The 14,505-nt window shown below is 49.1% G+C and carries 14 protein-coding genes and 1 tRNA gene; 13 read left to right on the forward strand and 2 right to left on the reverse strand.

Features of this window, described 5'->3' with window-relative positions; all coding sequences use genetic code 11:
- Positions 1 to 17: 17 nt before the first annotated feature.
- The gene (locus ACOJS8_RS04425) at positions 18 to 2,615 is read right to left on the reverse strand and encodes a T9SS type A sorting domain-containing protein (protein ID WP_420147322.1); all 2,598 of its coding nucleotides are present in this window, start codon (positions 2,613 to 2,615) and stop codon (positions 18 to 20) included.
- 183 nt (positions 2,616 to 2,798) lie between these two features.
- Complete coding sequence (gene msrB, locus ACOJS8_RS04430; protein WP_420147323.1) at positions 2,799 to 3,206, reverse strand: peptide-methionine (R)-S-oxide reductase MsrB; 408 nt, start codon at positions 3,204 to 3,206, stop codon at positions 2,799 to 2,801.
- 151 nt (positions 3,207 to 3,357) lie between these two features.
- On the opposite strand from msrB, the gene ACOJS8_RS04435 reads away from it, so the two are divergent.
- From ACOJS8_RS04435 to ACOJS8_RS04495, 13 genes are all read left to right on the forward strand, one after another.
- Positions 3,358 to 5,271, forward strand: coding sequence for a RecQ family ATP-dependent DNA helicase (locus ACOJS8_RS04435; protein ID WP_420147324.1), 1,914 nt, complete (start codon positions 3,358 to 3,360; stop codon positions 5,269 to 5,271).
- A gap of 149 nt (positions 5,272 to 5,420) precedes the next feature.
- Positions 5,421 to 5,882, forward strand: a complete 462-nt coding sequence (locus tag ACOJS8_RS04440; protein WP_420147325.1) for a DUF2141 domain-containing protein — start codon at positions 5,421 to 5,423, stop codon at positions 5,880 to 5,882.
- A gap of 90 nt (positions 5,883 to 5,972) precedes the next feature.
- A tRNA-Pro gene (locus ACOJS8_RS04445) sits at positions 5,973 to 6,049 on the forward strand.
- A gap of 185 nt (positions 6,050 to 6,234) precedes the next feature.
- Positions 6,235 to 7,668: an anthranilate synthase component I family protein gene (locus ACOJS8_RS04450; RefSeq protein WP_420147326.1), complete on the forward strand. Its 1,434-nt coding sequence runs from the start codon at positions 6,235 to 6,237 to the stop codon at positions 7,666 to 7,668.
- Between the two features lie 60 nt (positions 7,669 to 7,728).
- Positions 7,729 to 8,295, forward strand: a complete 567-nt coding sequence (locus ACOJS8_RS04455; protein ID WP_420147327.1) for an anthranilate synthase component II — start codon at positions 7,729 to 7,731, stop codon at positions 8,293 to 8,295.
- Positions 8,296 to 8,351: 56 nt separating this feature from the next.
- Positions 8,352 to 9,338 (forward strand): anthranilate phosphoribosyltransferase, encoded by a 987-nt coding sequence (gene trpD / locus ACOJS8_RS04460; protein WP_420147328.1) that lies wholly within the window; start codon positions 8,352 to 8,354, stop codon positions 9,336 to 9,338.
- Between the two features lie 27 nt (positions 9,339 to 9,365).
- Positions 9,366 to 10,184: an indole-3-glycerol phosphate synthase TrpC gene (gene trpC / locus ACOJS8_RS04465; protein ID WP_420147329.1), complete on the forward strand. Its 819-nt coding sequence runs from the start codon at positions 9,366 to 9,368 to the stop codon at positions 10,182 to 10,184.
- Between the two features lie 3 nt (positions 10,185 to 10,187).
- Positions 10,188 to 10,832, forward strand: coding sequence for a phosphoribosylanthranilate isomerase (locus ACOJS8_RS04470; RefSeq protein ID WP_420147330.1), 645 nt, complete (start codon positions 10,188 to 10,190; stop codon positions 10,830 to 10,832).
- 81 nt (positions 10,833 to 10,913) lie between these two features.
- A complete protein-coding gene (gene trpB, locus ACOJS8_RS04475; protein ID WP_420147331.1) occupies positions 10,914 to 12,113 on the forward strand; it encodes a tryptophan synthase subunit beta in 1,200 nt (399 codons plus the stop codon).
- Positions 12,114 to 12,199: 86 nt separating this feature from the next.
- A complete protein-coding gene (trpA, locus tag ACOJS8_RS04480; protein ID WP_420147335.1) occupies positions 12,200 to 13,000 on the forward strand; it encodes a tryptophan synthase subunit alpha in 801 nt (266 codons plus the stop codon).
- 17 nt (positions 13,001 to 13,017) lie between these two features.
- A complete protein-coding gene (gene hisIE / locus ACOJS8_RS04485) occupies positions 13,018 to 13,626 on the forward strand; it encodes a bifunctional phosphoribosyl-AMP cyclohydrolase/phosphoribosyl-ATP diphosphatase HisIE (RefSeq protein ID WP_420147332.1) in 609 nt (202 codons plus the stop codon).
- 84 nt (positions 13,627 to 13,710) lie between these two features.
- Complete coding sequence (locus ACOJS8_RS04490) at positions 13,711 to 14,046, forward strand: phage holin family protein (RefSeq protein ID WP_420147333.1); 336 nt, start codon at positions 13,711 to 13,713, stop codon at positions 14,044 to 14,046.
- 104 nt (positions 14,047 to 14,150) lie between these two features.
- The coding region (locus tag ACOJS8_RS04495; RefSeq protein ID WP_420147334.1) for a flavin monoamine oxidase family protein at positions 14,151 to 14,505 on the forward strand (355 nt) is incomplete at its 3' end.

Consider the following 14,505-nt stretch of genomic DNA (forward strand, 5'->3'; position numbering starts at 1 on the left):
ACCCGTATGAATTGAACTTACGGAGTAACCATAATCTTCTGCGTCAGCACCACCCCCCCTGCCGTCAACTGCACAAAATACATCCCCGCAGCTATCGAACTGAAGTCGATCTGTTCCCTGATTTTAGTACCGCCCACTTTCAGATGCATTTGACGAACTGGCTGACCGGTTGGGCCGATAATACGTAGCTGCGCTTCCGCAACGGCTTTAAGCAAATCGGCCTCCAGGCGCACTGCGCCGTGGTTGACCGGGTTTGGCGAAACCGACATGCGTCCGGCTTTCGTCGGTTCATTGGCCAGCACAATCTGGGGCGGAGCCTGAATCCGTAGATTATCGACAGCCCAGCCCCAGCCATGTGCCAATTGATCAGCAAACAACCGGAACCGAATTAACACCTGATCGCCCGGTTGAAACGTGCCCCCCGGTTTAAGAATCGGTACGTCGCGGTGCCGGAACAGAGCGGGTAAGCCTACAGCCGTTGAATTTTGCTCGGCATATAAACCATTGGCCAAACTGCTCTGATAAAAGGTTTGCCAATCGCTCACGTCGAAGGAGCTATACCCATCCAGGAACGGTGTCCAGGTGCGCCCGTTATCTTTCGATCCTTCAAGAATTGCGTAGTCGTAAAAATTAAAATCGCCAAATCGACTTCCCGGATAGCCCGGCTCGATCAGCACAATTTCGTCATAGCGAATAACAGCACTATCGGGGTTCGCCTTCACCCGAATCGGCGTTAGCAATGTGTATTCATAATTCCCCTGGAATCGAAAATTCCTGCCGTTGGCGTATGGATGTTCGGAATGGATAGCTGGATCGCCGAAATTGGTTGGTGTACGAATGTCCATTCTGTAGCCAACGAAATCGGTAGCCGCTGATGGATCGTTAAACGTAGTAACATACTGGTCCCGAACGGCTTGCGGAGCAGCTACCAGAAGCTGATGAAAGCCACTAGCTGGACTAACCGTCTGGTTTTTGGCCTTTGAGCCATCCTGCGCCACAATCCGATACGTCAGTTTATCGCCCGCTTTCAGCGAATTCGCCGGGAAATTAATTCGGTTGACATACACACTATCGTACGTAACGTTCCCAATAGTTTGCCAGGTGTATTTTAGAGGCAAATTGGGCTGAGAGACGCCATTAATCTGATACTCGACCTGAGCCGAAGCAATACCCGTTGCGTTGTCGGCAACACGGGCGTAGATGGGCAGGCTATCGGTTTGCGTAGTTGATAAAATGACATTTTTCGAAGGCTCGTAGAGGATAACAGGTGGTGTCTGGTCGGGGCCTATCCATACATGATGCCAGGTTTGCGCGCCCGGCGTCGACTTTCCGGGATTGGTAAATATCCGACCCGACGCATCCTGCACCTGAAAATAATACCAGATTTGCCCCTGCGCCTGCGCAGCCGGAAGCGTGAACCGATACTCATCCGTATTGCCCACACGCGCCAGATCGGCCACCGTAAACATGGTATCGCTGGCCGTAGGCTGGCTTTTTCGATAAAATAATTTGGCCGTACCGTTAATTAAAGTTGTATCGCTGATGATACGGGTACTAAAAACAAAATCTCTTACCTCTTCGTCAATTATGGGCGGAGTATGCAATACCGACGTCGTTTTCCATTCCATATCAGCGAAAAAGTTCAGAACCAGCGGCCCCGGTGAATGAATAGCCTCAGCCCGATTCAAATGAGCCCGCATCAGCGAATTCGGATTCCCTACCGGGTACGTTGCATCATCTAAATGGTAAACGCTGTAGGCCAGATCGAAATCAAAAGGCGCATACGTCTTGATCCGCTGGCCGGTCGTCTGTTTCAACATGGCGCCATTCAGGTATAAATTATACGCAGAAAGCTGAGCTTTTAGCGGCCCTGAATTATTCGGAAAATCTTTTGTAGACGTCACGATACGTTTGCCATCACCATTTTCCAGAAAGCAATCGTAAATCGACGGAAGTGCCTGTGTATAAATACCCTTCTCATCAACGACATCAAAAAAACCAATGAAGCCTAATCCATGAGCCAGCTCACGCAAAGCAACGGTTACCAGATCGGACTGGCCTTTGGGGGTTTTACCGTCCGTACCGTAATACCAGTCATTGTTGCGGTTAAAATCAGCGACGATATCGGCTTCAGCTGCGTCGTTAAGTTGCCGACGGGCAATTTTTTCGGCTAACGCAATTGGATAGAACGCCTGTGCTTTCTGCCCGCCATCGAAACGATACCGATACGATGCGGGCCCGGCTGAGCCGAGTAGGTTTGGCTCCATCGATACCCAGTTGGCCTGAATCCGGATGGGTACAGGCGATGAGATGAGTGTTGACCAGATATCGACAGCGTATTGAAAGGCTCGTCGGGCTTCAGCAGTGAAATTGGTATACGAAACGACAAATTGTGCCGTCGGCGCTGCTAATCGACCATTTGCGCTACGTTGTCGCAGAAAAACAGGAGGTGCCGGTACGTGGGAATAGGCATTGTCTTCAGAGTTGTGGTAGCTAATTTTTGTTCCAGGTATGGTTGTGTTTCCTATAATCGACCCAGCTTTCTGAGCCCGCACCGGATTCACGATCAGCAAGCTTATTACCCCCAGTACGCCCAGCGCATTCCGTAAATTCATATAACAGTCTCTCATTCGAACAGTCGGCCTGTTTTCACGAAAATGCCAGGCAGAGCCGCTGGCAAAGATTCCGCAATCTGCCTAAAAGTAGCGTAAACAAGCGGACTCTTTGCTAATTCAGCAGCAATTATCGCAACGTAGCGCCGAAAATATCTGTTTCTGGAGACTGTAAATGCCCTGAACTTACTCCGATTCGACGGTTCGCTTAAGCACCAGCGAGACCGAATTCAGGCAATAGCGCATACCCGTGGGCGGTGGACCGTCGTTGAAAACGTGCCCCAGGTGAGCGTCGCAAACATTACAAAGTACTTCGATACGGAACATACCGTAGCTGTGGTCTTTCTCCAGGCGAATCCGCTCTTCTTCGATCGGTTCTGTAAAACTCGGCCAGCCCGTACCCGACTCAAATTTCGTTTTTGACTCGAATAATTCGGTCCCACAGCATACACAGGCGTAAATCCCCGGATCATGCGCTTCACAATATTCGCCCGTAAAAGCACGCTCAGTTCCTTTTTGCCGGGTAACACGGTACTGCTCCGGCGTCAGAATCTGCTGCCACTCTTCGTCGGACTTAATAACTTTCTGAATCATAGCTTACTGTATAGATGGTTGCGTATTGTCTATAAACGTAAAACCCCTATCCTTCCGATTTGTCTTTTCAGACCGTAAATTTGCGTAATACTCTTAGCCACTCCTGGCTAACAGCTGTTGCTTATCGACTGCCGACTAACCACGAATTACCTTGACCATCCGTCAGATTTTACAGCAATTTTGGGGATACACTACCTTCCGGCCTATGCAGGAGGAAGTGGTCAATACCGTGCTGGCTCGTCAGGATGCCCTGGTCTTGATGCCTACGGGTGGCGGAAAGTCTATTTGCTTTCAGGTACCAACGCTGGCCATGAAAGGCGTTTGCATTGTGGTAACGCCCCTGATTGCGCTCATGAAAGATCAGGTTGAGCAGCTCCGGAAGCGGGGCATTCCGGCAGCCGCCATTTATTCGGGAATGCACTACCGGGAGATCGACGCTACGCTTGACAACTGCATTTACGGTAACACCAAGTTTCTCTACGTATCACCAGAGCGGCTACGTACTGAAATCGTTGTTGAACGTGTCAAGCAAATGACGGTTTGTTTGCTCGCCGTCGATGAAGCACACTGTATTTCAGCATGGGGGTATGATTTCCGCCCCCCTTATTTACAGATTGCTGAGTTTCGGGACCTTATCCCGGATACGCCGATCATTGCCCTGACGGCTTCGGCCACGCCCGATGTGCAAACCGATATTGTCGATAAGCTCAAACTCCGGGATCCTGCGGTATTCCGGCAAACGTTTGCCCGGCCCAACCTGTCCTACTCGGCCGTGCTGGAGGAAAACAAAGACGGCCGATTGCTACGTATTTTGCACAACGTACCGGGCTGTGCTATCATCTATGTTCGGAGTCGACGCCAAACACAACAGGTGGCGCAGTGGCTTACCCGGCAGGGAATTTCAGCCGATTATTACCATGCGGGTCTGACAACGCAGGAACGTACCACGAAGCAGGATGCGTGGATTCAGGATCGGACGCGGATTATGGTAGCGACCAATGCGTTCGGAATGGGCATCGACAAGCCAGACGTACGGGTTGTTGTTCACCTGGACGTACCGGATTCGCTCGAAGCCTATTATCAGGAAGCCGGTCGAGCCGGGCGTGACGGGCAGAAAGCTTACGCTGTCATGCTCTATACGAATAGCGATCTGGAAAATCTGCGCCATCGGACTGAGCAGCTGTACCAACCCATTGAGATGCTACGTCGGACGTACCAGGCACTGGCTAATTACACAGCCGTACCGGTCGGTGGTGGCGAGTTTAGCAGCTATGATTTCGATATGGGTGCTTTCGCAGCTACGTTTAACCTGCCTCCACAGGAAGCACATTATGCCCTAAAGCAGTTACAACTGGAAGGATTTATTCAGCTAAACGAAAATTACTTTCACCCCTCCCGGCTGTCTATCGTGCTCGACAATCGGGATCTATACGAGTTTCAGGTTATGAATCCGCGTTTCGATTCATTTCTGAAGCTGTTGCTACGTATGTATGGGGGCGAGCTGTTCACCGACTTCGTTACCATTTCTGAGTCGACGCTGGCGCGTACGTTTCTGATCAACCAAAGCGAAATAGAAAACCTGCTTCAGCAGTTGCATCAACGCAACGTAGTGATCTACGAAAAGCAGAAGGATAAACCGCAGCTTACGTTTCTGACACCCCGTTTCGATGCCACTACGTTGCCGATCGATGTCGCTGAATTAAATCGCCGGAAAGAACTGGCGCTACGTAAAGTACAGGCCGCTACAATTTATGTGGAGCATCAAACGCAGTGCCGTACTCGGTTGCTACAGGCTTATTTTGGCGAAAAGCCCGGCGAAGCCTGCGGCATCTGCGACAATTGCCTTAAAAAGAAGAAAAGATCAGAAACGGCTTCCCTGGCTGTCCGGGAACAGGTGCGCGAATACGTAGCACTGGCTAACGGCCCCGGCGTATCGCCAAAGCAGCTCGCTAACCACTTTTCACAAACCGACGCCGATGCGCTGGCTCAAACCGTAAAACAGATGCTGGCCGAAGAAGAAATTCGTTACACCAAGAGCGGTAATCTGACGCTGAACTTAGAGTAATTAGCTTACCCAATCGTCCCAGCGCTCACAATTTGCCCCGTTACGTGCAGTTTACCCCTGAATCGTGCAATTCGTCCCTTTGAGTTGCAATCACGGTTTCGCTCCTTCTATGTTTGTGCTGTCGAACAAAACACAACTAAATCAGCCCGATGAAAACGATTATCACTTTCGCCCTCCTTATTGTCTTAGCCATTGCCAGCTTCGGTAAACCTTGTCTTGCTCAACAAACAACAGCCGCTACGTCGACGTCTGCTACACACAAATTGACGGTTGTAATCTCCAATGTGAATAATCGTACGGGGAAGCTGTACATAGGGTTAGCCAACAATGCAGCCAGCTTTACCGGCGAATCCATTCAGAATAAATCGGTTGACGTACCGGCGTCGGGCGAAATTACGGTTACGTTTGAGGGATTGACCCCTGCCCGGTACGCTGTTCGGGTTTATCAGGATCTAAACAACAACCAGAAAATGGATTTTTCGGGCCAGATGCCAACGGAGCCTTTCGGATTTTCGAACGTAGCGATGTTGATGGGTCCACCCGACTTCGATCAATCCTCGTTTGAGCTGAATGAGGACAAAAACATTCGTATCCGGATGATGGAGATGTAACCATTAAATCAATGAATCAGAAATCCGTCAAAAAAAACAATCCAGTCTTGACCAAGATAAAACAAAGGCTTTATCTTTGTGCGCACAATGCGGGGTGTAGCGCAGCCTGGTAGCGTGCTACGTTCGGGACGTAGAGGTCGTGGGTTCGAATCCCGCCACCCCGACCAGGACACTAAAACTCTAGAAAAAGAAACAAATGAATAATACGGTTAACAACATGATCTGGTGGTGGCACTCTCCTACGTTGGGATGAGGGTTGCCGCTGTTGTTGTTTACCAACACATATTCAAAGGCTCACCGTCATCCCGGTGAGCCTTCTTTTTTTCCGTCAACTCTACCTATCTAACAGCTTATGACTACCGATTTAAAAACTACCTACCGCGTTGTCAGCCGCCACAAACGCATGCTGGCCGACATTATCACACCGGTGAGCATTTACTTACGTATCCGCGACCGTTTTTTGAATAGCATTCTGCTCGAAAGCTCGGACTATCATGGAAACGACAATAGTTTTTCATACATCGCCTTCGATCCAGTTGCCCGATTTTCCTATGATTCTGGCCAGTTAACGGTAAAGATGCCGGGCGAAGCCGAACAAACGCAAACGATGCCAGTTCAGGGGCTTTTGGGGGCTTTACAGCAATTTAAAGACAGTTTTCAGCACGAAAAGGCACCATTTCCTTTCATTACGAACGGCTTATTCGGTTATTTCGGCTTTCCATCGGTGCAGGGTTTCGAAGATATTACGCTTCAGGCACCAGTCCCAACGGAAAATCAGATTCCGGCGGCTGTTTTTACGGTATATCGCTACGTACTGGCGATTAATCACTTCAAAGACGAACTTTACTTGTTTGAGCACAGCTATCTACGCGATGGTGATGCGGAATCGGAAAGTACACTCGACTATATCAGCGATCTGATTACGAGTCGTAACTACCCAACGTACTCGTTCAGTCCTGCCGGTCCAGAATCATCGAACTTCACCGATGACGAATTTCGTGGGGTTATACAGAAAGGCAAAGATCACTGTCAGCGGGGTGACGTATTCCAGATCGTACTGTCGCGCCGGTTTTCGACACCGTTTGCAGGTGACGAGTTCAATGTCTATCGGGCGCTACGTTCCCTGAACCCTTCTCCTTATCTGTTCTACTTCGACTATGGCAATTACAAACTGTTCGGTTCGTCGCCCGAATCGCAGATCGTCATTAAAAATCGCCAGGCTACCATTTACCCTATTGCTGGTACGTTTCGACGTACGGGCGACGATGTGCATGATGCTGAATTAGCCCAGAAACTATACGATGACCCCAAAGAGTCGGCTGAGCATGTCATGCTGGTCGATCTGGCACGTAATGATCTCAGCCGTAACTGCGACGTAGTGAACGTTGAGACATTTAAAGAGGTGCAGTATTATTCACACGTTATTCACCTCGTTTCGAAAGTGGTTGGTGATCTAACGGCTGATGCAGATCCGCTGCAGATAGTCGGTGAAACCTTCCCCGCCGGAACGCTCTCAGGTGCGCCCAAGCATATGGCCATGCAACTTATTGACCGCTACGAAAACATAAGCCGTAGTTTTTACTCAGGCAGTATTGGCTACATGGGTTTCGACGGTGAATTTAACCATGCCATCATGATTCGGACGTTTATGAGTAAAGACAATACCCTTTACTACCAGGCGGGAGCTGGCATTGTAGCCAAGTCGGTGGTTGAGAGTGAATTGCAGGAAGTTCATAATAAACTGGCGGCATTACGGACCGCCATCGAACAAGCGAAACAATTATAAATGTAACGCGGGTAAAAACCCGCTCCGAAAATAAATGGCGGGTCTCTACCCGCGTTACGTATGAAACTTTTAGTCTTAGATAATTACGATTCGTTTACCTACAACCTCGTTTACATTCTTCGGGAGCTGGGCACTCGACCAGAGGTTATTCGCAACAATAAAATTGCGCTGGAAGACATCGATCAGTATGATAAAATCATGCTCTCGCCGGGGCCGGGTATTCCATCAGAAGCCGGTATTATGCAGGATTTAGTACGTGAATACGGCTCCTCAAAAAGCATTCTGGGCATCTGTCTGGGTCATCAGGGCATTGGCGAAGTGTATGGAGCCCGTCTGGAAAACCTCGGCGACGTATTGCACGGAATTGCGCATCGGGCTACCATTACCGACCGTTCCGAACAACTCTTCACTGACATTCCGGAACAACTGACGGTTGGCCGTTATCATTCCTGGACCGTCGTTCCCGATTCGATGCCTGATGAACTACGTATCACCGCCGTCGACGAACAAGGCCGTGTAATGGGCCTGTCTCATACACGTTTCGACGTAAAGGGTCTACAATTTCACCCCGAATCTGTCCTTACAGAAAATGGGGTGAAAATGATTCAAAACTGGTTAAATCATTGAACAATTGAATGAAGTAGCGAGCACATCTAAAATCAACATTCAATTACTCATTGACAATGAAAGCAATCTTAAACCACCTTTTTGAATATAAATACCTCACGAAAGAACAGGCTTGCGAAGTCTTGCTGGGCATTGGTCGGGGCGAGTACAATTCCGCGCAAATCGCTTCGTTCTTAACGGTTTATATGATGCGCAGCCTTCGTCTGGAAGAGTTAGAGGGCTTCCGTGACGCCATGCTTGAATTATGTTTACCTGTTGATCTGGCAGCGTACGACCCAATGGATCTCTGCGGAACCGGTGGCGACGGGAAGGATACATTCAACATCTCCACGCTATCTTCCTTCGTTGTAGCTGGGGCAGGTCAATGCGTAGCCAAACACGGTAACCACGGCGTATCATCACTGGTGGGTTCGTCGACGGTTATGGAACGGCTTGGCTATAAATTCACCAATGATGTCGATGAATTGCAGCGGAAGATGGAAACGGCGGGTATCTGCTTTTTGCACGCTCCTTTGTTTCACCCAGCGATGAAGAACGTAGCACCTATTCGGAAGGATTTGGGTGTGAAAACATTTTTCAACGTATTGGGTCCGATGATTAACCCGGCAAAGCCTCAAAAACAGGTCGTTGGCGTGTTTAACCTTGAATTGGCGCGATTATATGCGTACCTTTATCAGCAGACTGACAAACGATTTATGATTTTGCACGCGCTGGACGGTTACGATGAGATTTCGTTGACTGGTGCTTTCAAAATTATCAGTAACCAGACTGAGCAAGTACTTATTCCTGAGCAGCTTGGCTTAGACACCTTAACCCCGGAGTCGCTGGCAGGAGGGCACACGTTAGATGAATCCGCGCAGATTTTTCTGAACGTACTAAACGACACAGCCACGCCTGCTCAGAAGCAGGCGGTTCTGGCGAACTCGGCAATGGCGTTGCTGGCTGCCGAAAAAGCAAAAAACCACGAAGAAGCGGTTGCGCAGGCTCGTGAGTCGCTGGAAAGTAAACGAGCATTGACCTGTTTTAAGAAATTAATTGGGTAAAGCGGACAGAAGTCCGTGGCTTATAAAATGACGATTCTTGATCAAATCATTGCCCAGAAGCGAATTGAAGTAGAGCAACGCAAGGCCGAAACGCCAGTCTCTGTGCTGGAACAACTGCCTGACTTCAAACGAATGCCGTTATCGGCACGTGACGCCATTCAGGATTTACGTTCTACGGGTATTATCGCTGAGTTTAAACGAAAATCACCTTCCAGGGGGATCATTAACGACAAAGCAGACGTAGCAGAAACCACAAAAGGCTACGTACAAGCGGGCGCGTCTGTGCTGTCTGTTCTGACAGATGAGCCGTTTTTTGGCGGCACGCCTGCCGATTTACAGGCTGCCCGACTGGCAAATCCCGGCACACCAATTCTGCGCAAGGACTTCGTAATCGATGCCTATCAGCTTTTTGAAGCCAAAGCCTGGGGGGCGGATGTGGTCCTGCTCATTGCCGCCTGCCTGACGCCACAGGAAGTAGCCGATCTGAGCCAGCAGGCACACGATTTGAGCTTGCAGGTTCTGCTCGAAGTTCATGACGAAGAAGAGCTGGACCGGAGTTTAAATGTAGACGTTGATCTGGTTGGTGTTAATAACCGGAACCTTAAAACATTTACTACGTCTATCGACACCTCATTACGTTTGGTAGAGCGTATTCCGGATACGTTTGCCAAGATTACCGAAAGCGGCCTGCACAATGCCGATACCATGCAGACGCTGTTCCGAGCCGGATTCGATGGTTTTTTGATTGGCGAAGCATTCATGAAAACGGCCAATCCACCCGCAGCTTTACAAACCTTAGTGACTGACTTCACATCACGCATGCCCACCTTTATCAATTCTCTTTAGCCTATGAAAATCAAAGTGTGCGGTCTACGCGACGCTGACAACCTGAAAGAAATTGCTGCGCTTGCCCCTGATTTCGTCGGATTTATTTTCTACGATCAGTCGCCACGTTTCGTCGGCGAAGACCTGGATGAAGAGGTTGTAAAGTCTCTGCCCAAATCCATTCGCAAAGTGGGTGTATTTGTAAACGCCAGCCCGGACTATATTCTGCGGTCGGTCAGGAAATACGATTTTCAGTACGTTCAGCTACACGGAAACGAAACTCCCGAATATTGCCGGAGCCTACGCAATCGAGGTATTAACATCATCAAAGCGTTCCGCGTCGATGAGTCGTTCAATTTCTCCATGCTAAACAATTTTAAGGCTCAGTGCGATTTCTTTCTGTTCGACGCTAAAGGCGATCAGCCTGGCGGTAACGGCGTTGCATTCGACTGGAGCATCCTGAAGCGCTACGATGGTGAGAAACCGTTTTTTATTAGTGGCGGCATCGGGCTGGATAATCTTGATCAACTTGCTCAATTGAAAGGAATGAAGCTTTACGGTGTCGATGTGAATAGCCAGGTTGAAATCGCTCCCGGCGTGAAAGACGTAACGAAAGTCAAAGAATTAATTGACCGTGTACGTCCTGTTGAAGCGGAAGAAACCGTGTAAGGCACCCAACCTCAGGCTAGCGATTTATGAATTTACTCTACTCAACGGAATTAGTACAACACTTGGTTAAGCACTGATTTTATGCAAACCACTCTCGAACCGCGAACCTCTTTCGAGGTATCCGACAAAGGATTTTACGGGCTTTTTGGTGGAGCGTTCATTCCCGAAATGCTTTACCCGAACGTCGAAGAACTACGTCAGAATTATCTGAACATCGTTAATGATCCGTCGTTCCAGGCCGAATTTTGGCAACTGCTTGAAGACTATGTCGGACGGCCGACGCCTTTGTTTCTGGCCAAACGACTGTCGGCTAAGATTGGCGCGACGGTTTACCTCAAACGAGAAGACCTCTGCCATACTGGCGCACACAAAGTCAATAATACGATTGGCCAGATTCTGGTTGCGCAACGGCTTGGCAAGAAACGTATCGTGGCCGAGACTGGCGCGGGGCAGCATGGCGTAGCTACGGCAACAGTCTGTGCTTTGATGGGGCTGGAATGCATTGTTTACATGGGCAGCATTGACATGGAACGGCAAAAACCTAACGTAGATCGAATGCGGATGCTCGGTGCTACAGTCGTTCCTGCTACGTCGGGCAGCCAGACCCTCAAAGACGCGACCAATGAAGCTATGCGCCACTGGATCAATAATCCTGTTGATACGCATTACATCATCGGCTCTGTTGTTGGGCCTCATCCTTACCCAGATATGGTCGCGCGGTTTCAGTCAGTTATTTCTCAGGAAATCAAGAAACAGCTTTTTGCGAAAACAGGTAGCGAAAATCCTGATTACGTAGTGGCTTGCGTCGGGGGGGGCAGCAATGCGGCTGGTGCGTTCTTTCATTACCTCAACGAGCCGTCAGTACGTCTGGTAGCGGCCGAAGCCGCTGGTCAAGGCGTTACGTCGGGACATTCGGCAGCGACAACGGCGCTGGGCAAACCCGGCGTATTACATGGTAGTCGAACCATTCTGATGCAAACGGAAGATGGTCAGGTTACCGAGCCGTATTCCATTTCAGCGGGCTTGGATTATCCTGGCATTGGTCCCCTTCATGCGCATCTATTCGACTCTGGCCGGGGAGATTTCTATGCCATTACGGACGACGAAGCCCTACAAGCCGGGTTTCAGTTAAGTAAACTCGAAGGCATCATACCCGCCCTGGAATCTGCTCATGCACTGGCCGCTCTGGAAAAAATGAATCTTAAATCGACCGATGTTGTCGTGGTTTGTCTGTCAGGACGGGGCGATAAAGATTTAAGTACGTATTCAAAGCATTTATAGTGCATACCTAAGGCTGAGCACGTTTGGCTGAAGCCTTAGGTTTATTCTCCAATGATAATCACGAGCGAAAGCCCGTGGATACCAGTATGGTCTTAACCCAAAATCGTATTACCGATTTATTCGCGCAGAAAAGCGAACGGTTACTAAATGTCTATTTTACAGCCGGCTTTCCCGAACTCCACGATACCGTAACGGTCCTACGCGGCTTACAGGCTGCGGGCGTAGATCTGGTTGAAATCGGTATGCCTTATTCCGATCCTGTTGCCGATGGCGAAACCATTCAGCAGAGTAACGGAAAAGCACTGGAGAACGGCATGTCGTTGAAAACGCTCTTCGCTCAATTAGCGGGTTGTCGGGAAGCTACAAGTGGCGATCCGGTCACAGTGCCTATTCTGCTGATGGGTTACATCAATCCGGTACTGCAATTCGGTGTTGAGAACTTTTGCCAGAAATGCCGAGAAGTGGGTATTGATGGGGTTATCCTGCCCGATCTTCCGTTGAATTTATATCTGGATGAGTATGCCGATACGTTCCGTGAGTATGGTTTGGTGAATGTTAATCTCATTACCCCCCAAACGTCAGAGAGCCGCATCCGCTACATTGACGAAGAGTCGGACGGGTTTATTTATATGGTGTCGTCAGCGAGTATAACAGGCTCTACAAAAGGCGTTAACGACTCTATGCTAGCGTATTTTGAGCGTATCCAGACGATGAATCTCAAAAACCCGCGTCTGATTGGGTTTGGCATTAACGACCACGAAACCTTCAATACAGCCTGCCAGTATGCCAATGGTGCCATTGTCGGTAGTGCCTTTATTCGGCATTTGCAGGAAAAAGGAACATCAGCCGAGAGCATTCGTGAGTTTGTGCACACGATTCGGGCGTAGCGGCTTACCTTTGCAGCATGAATTCCGAGATTAACTTTGATAAATCACCCGACGGGCTTGTTCCCGCCGTGATTCAGGACGCCGAAACGGGCAAAGTGCTGATGCTGGGCTACATGAATCGTGAAGCGTACGAAAAAACGACTACCGAACGTATCGTAACGTTTTTTAGCCGCAGCAAACAACGGCTTTGGACTAAAGGTGAAACTTCCAGCAACTTCCTGCACGTTCAGTCGATACTCGTTGATTGCGACGGCGATACGTTATTGATTAAAACCAAGCCGGACGGTCCCGTCTGCCATACCGGTGCGGATACGTGTTTTGATGAGGTTAACCGGGGAAAAGGCCAGTTCCTCAACTACTTACAGGACATTATTCACGACCGCCGAATTAACCCATCCGACAAATCATATACCACTACGTTGTTTAACCGGGGCGTTAACAAAATTGCGCAAAAGGTCGGCGAAGAAGCGGTAGAACTGGTTATTGAAGCGAAAGACAGCAACGATGACCTGTTTAAAGGCGAAGCGGCCGACCTGCTTTTCCATTTTCTGGTGCTGCTCGAGCAAAAAAGGATGGATTTGGATGATATTGTTGCTGTGCTGCAGTCCCGTCATCAAAAACAATAGCATCCGGTTTACGGTTTGAAGTTCTAGATTTGGACGCCGGTGAGATTTAAGGCACAAACCATTCACTTTAAACCGTATTAGAAAATGGGATTAATTATTCGTATTCTGATTAGCGCCGTCGCTGTTTGGGTGGCTACTTACTTTATTCCGGGCGTTTCTGTAACCGGAGGTGCCGGAACATATCTGATTGTCGCTATTGTGCTGGGTTTTCTAAATGCCTTCGTCAAACCCATTCTGACGGTCCTGACGATTCCAATTACCGTTGTTACGCTCGGCCTGTTTTTGCTGGTGCTGAACGTACTGATGGTTTACTTGACCTCCTATCTGGTTCCCAACTTTCACGTAACGGGCTTTATTGCTGCGTTACTCTTCAGTATTGTGGTTTCAATTGTAACGGCACTGATCGACGCAATCGTCTGAGATAGAAAATTCTTTTCTTTGGTAGAATGCTATAACGTTAGGTTGTAGCATTTTTTGTTTTCAGGATCAATGGTTTTCCGTAGGTTCGCTTAAACAGCCTGTCCATGTCAGAATCAATTCTTTACGATACCATTGTAGTCGGCGCGGGTTATGCCGGACTTACCGCTACGTATGGACTTCAGAAAGCAGGCAAAAACGTTTTGCTTCTGGAAGCTCGCGACCGTGTTGGCGGCCGTGTATGGACGCAGCGCTTCGACGATGGCTCGTACGTTGATCTGGGGGGAGCCTGGGTTGGGCCCACGCAGGACCGTTTGTACACACTCGCTCGAGAATTTGGTGTTGAAACGTTTAAAACATATGATGAAGGGAAAAGCACTCAGTTTTTCCGAGGCCGGATCAAGCATTATAAAGGTTTGATTCCTCCCCTACCGCTTGGTGCCTTGCTAAGCCTCGATGCCG

This window comes from Spirosoma sp. (assembly GCF_048594605.1).
GTDB lineage: Bacteria > Bacteroidota > Bacteroidia > Cytophagales > Spirosomataceae > Spirosoma.

Coding starts and splice junctions, on each gene's coding strand:
- ACOJS8_RS04425 (WP_420147322.1), bottom strand. CDS start 2,615: ATGAATTTACGGAATGCGCTGGGCGTACTGGGGGTAATAAGCTTGCTG.
- msrB (WP_420147323.1), bottom strand. CDS start 3,206: ATGATTCAGAAAGTTATTAAGTCCGACGAAGAGTGGCAGCAGATTCTG.
- ACOJS8_RS04440 (WP_420147325.1), top strand. CDS start 5,421: ATGAAAACGATTATCACTTTCGCCCTCCTTATTGTCTTAGCCATTGCC.
- ACOJS8_RS04450 (WP_420147326.1), top strand. CDS start 6,235: ATGACTACCGATTTAAAAACTACCTACCGCGTTGTCAGCCGCCACAAA.
- ACOJS8_RS04455 (WP_420147327.1), top strand. CDS start 7,729: ATGAAACTTTTAGTCTTAGATAATTACGATTCGTTTACCTACAACCTC.
- trpD (WP_420147328.1), top strand. CDS start 8,352: ATGAAAGCAATCTTAAACCACCTTTTTGAATATAAATACCTCACGAAA.
- trpC (WP_420147329.1), top strand. CDS start 9,366: ATGACGATTCTTGATCAAATCATTGCCCAGAAGCGAATTGAAGTAGAG.
- ACOJS8_RS04470 (WP_420147330.1), top strand. CDS start 10,188: ATGAAAATCAAAGTGTGCGGTCTACGCGACGCTGACAACCTGAAAGAA.
- trpB (WP_420147331.1), top strand. CDS start 10,914: ATGCAAACCACTCTCGAACCGCGAACCTCTTTCGAGGTATCCGACAAA.
- trpA (WP_420147335.1), top strand. CDS start 12,200: ATGGTCTTAACCCAAAATCGTATTACCGATTTATTCGCGCAGAAAAGC.
- hisIE (WP_420147332.1), top strand. CDS start 13,018: ATGAATTCCGAGATTAACTTTGATAAATCACCCGACGGGCTTGTTCCC.
- ACOJS8_RS04490 (WP_420147333.1), top strand. CDS start 13,711: ATGGGATTAATTATTCGTATTCTGATTAGCGCCGTCGCTGTTTGGGTG.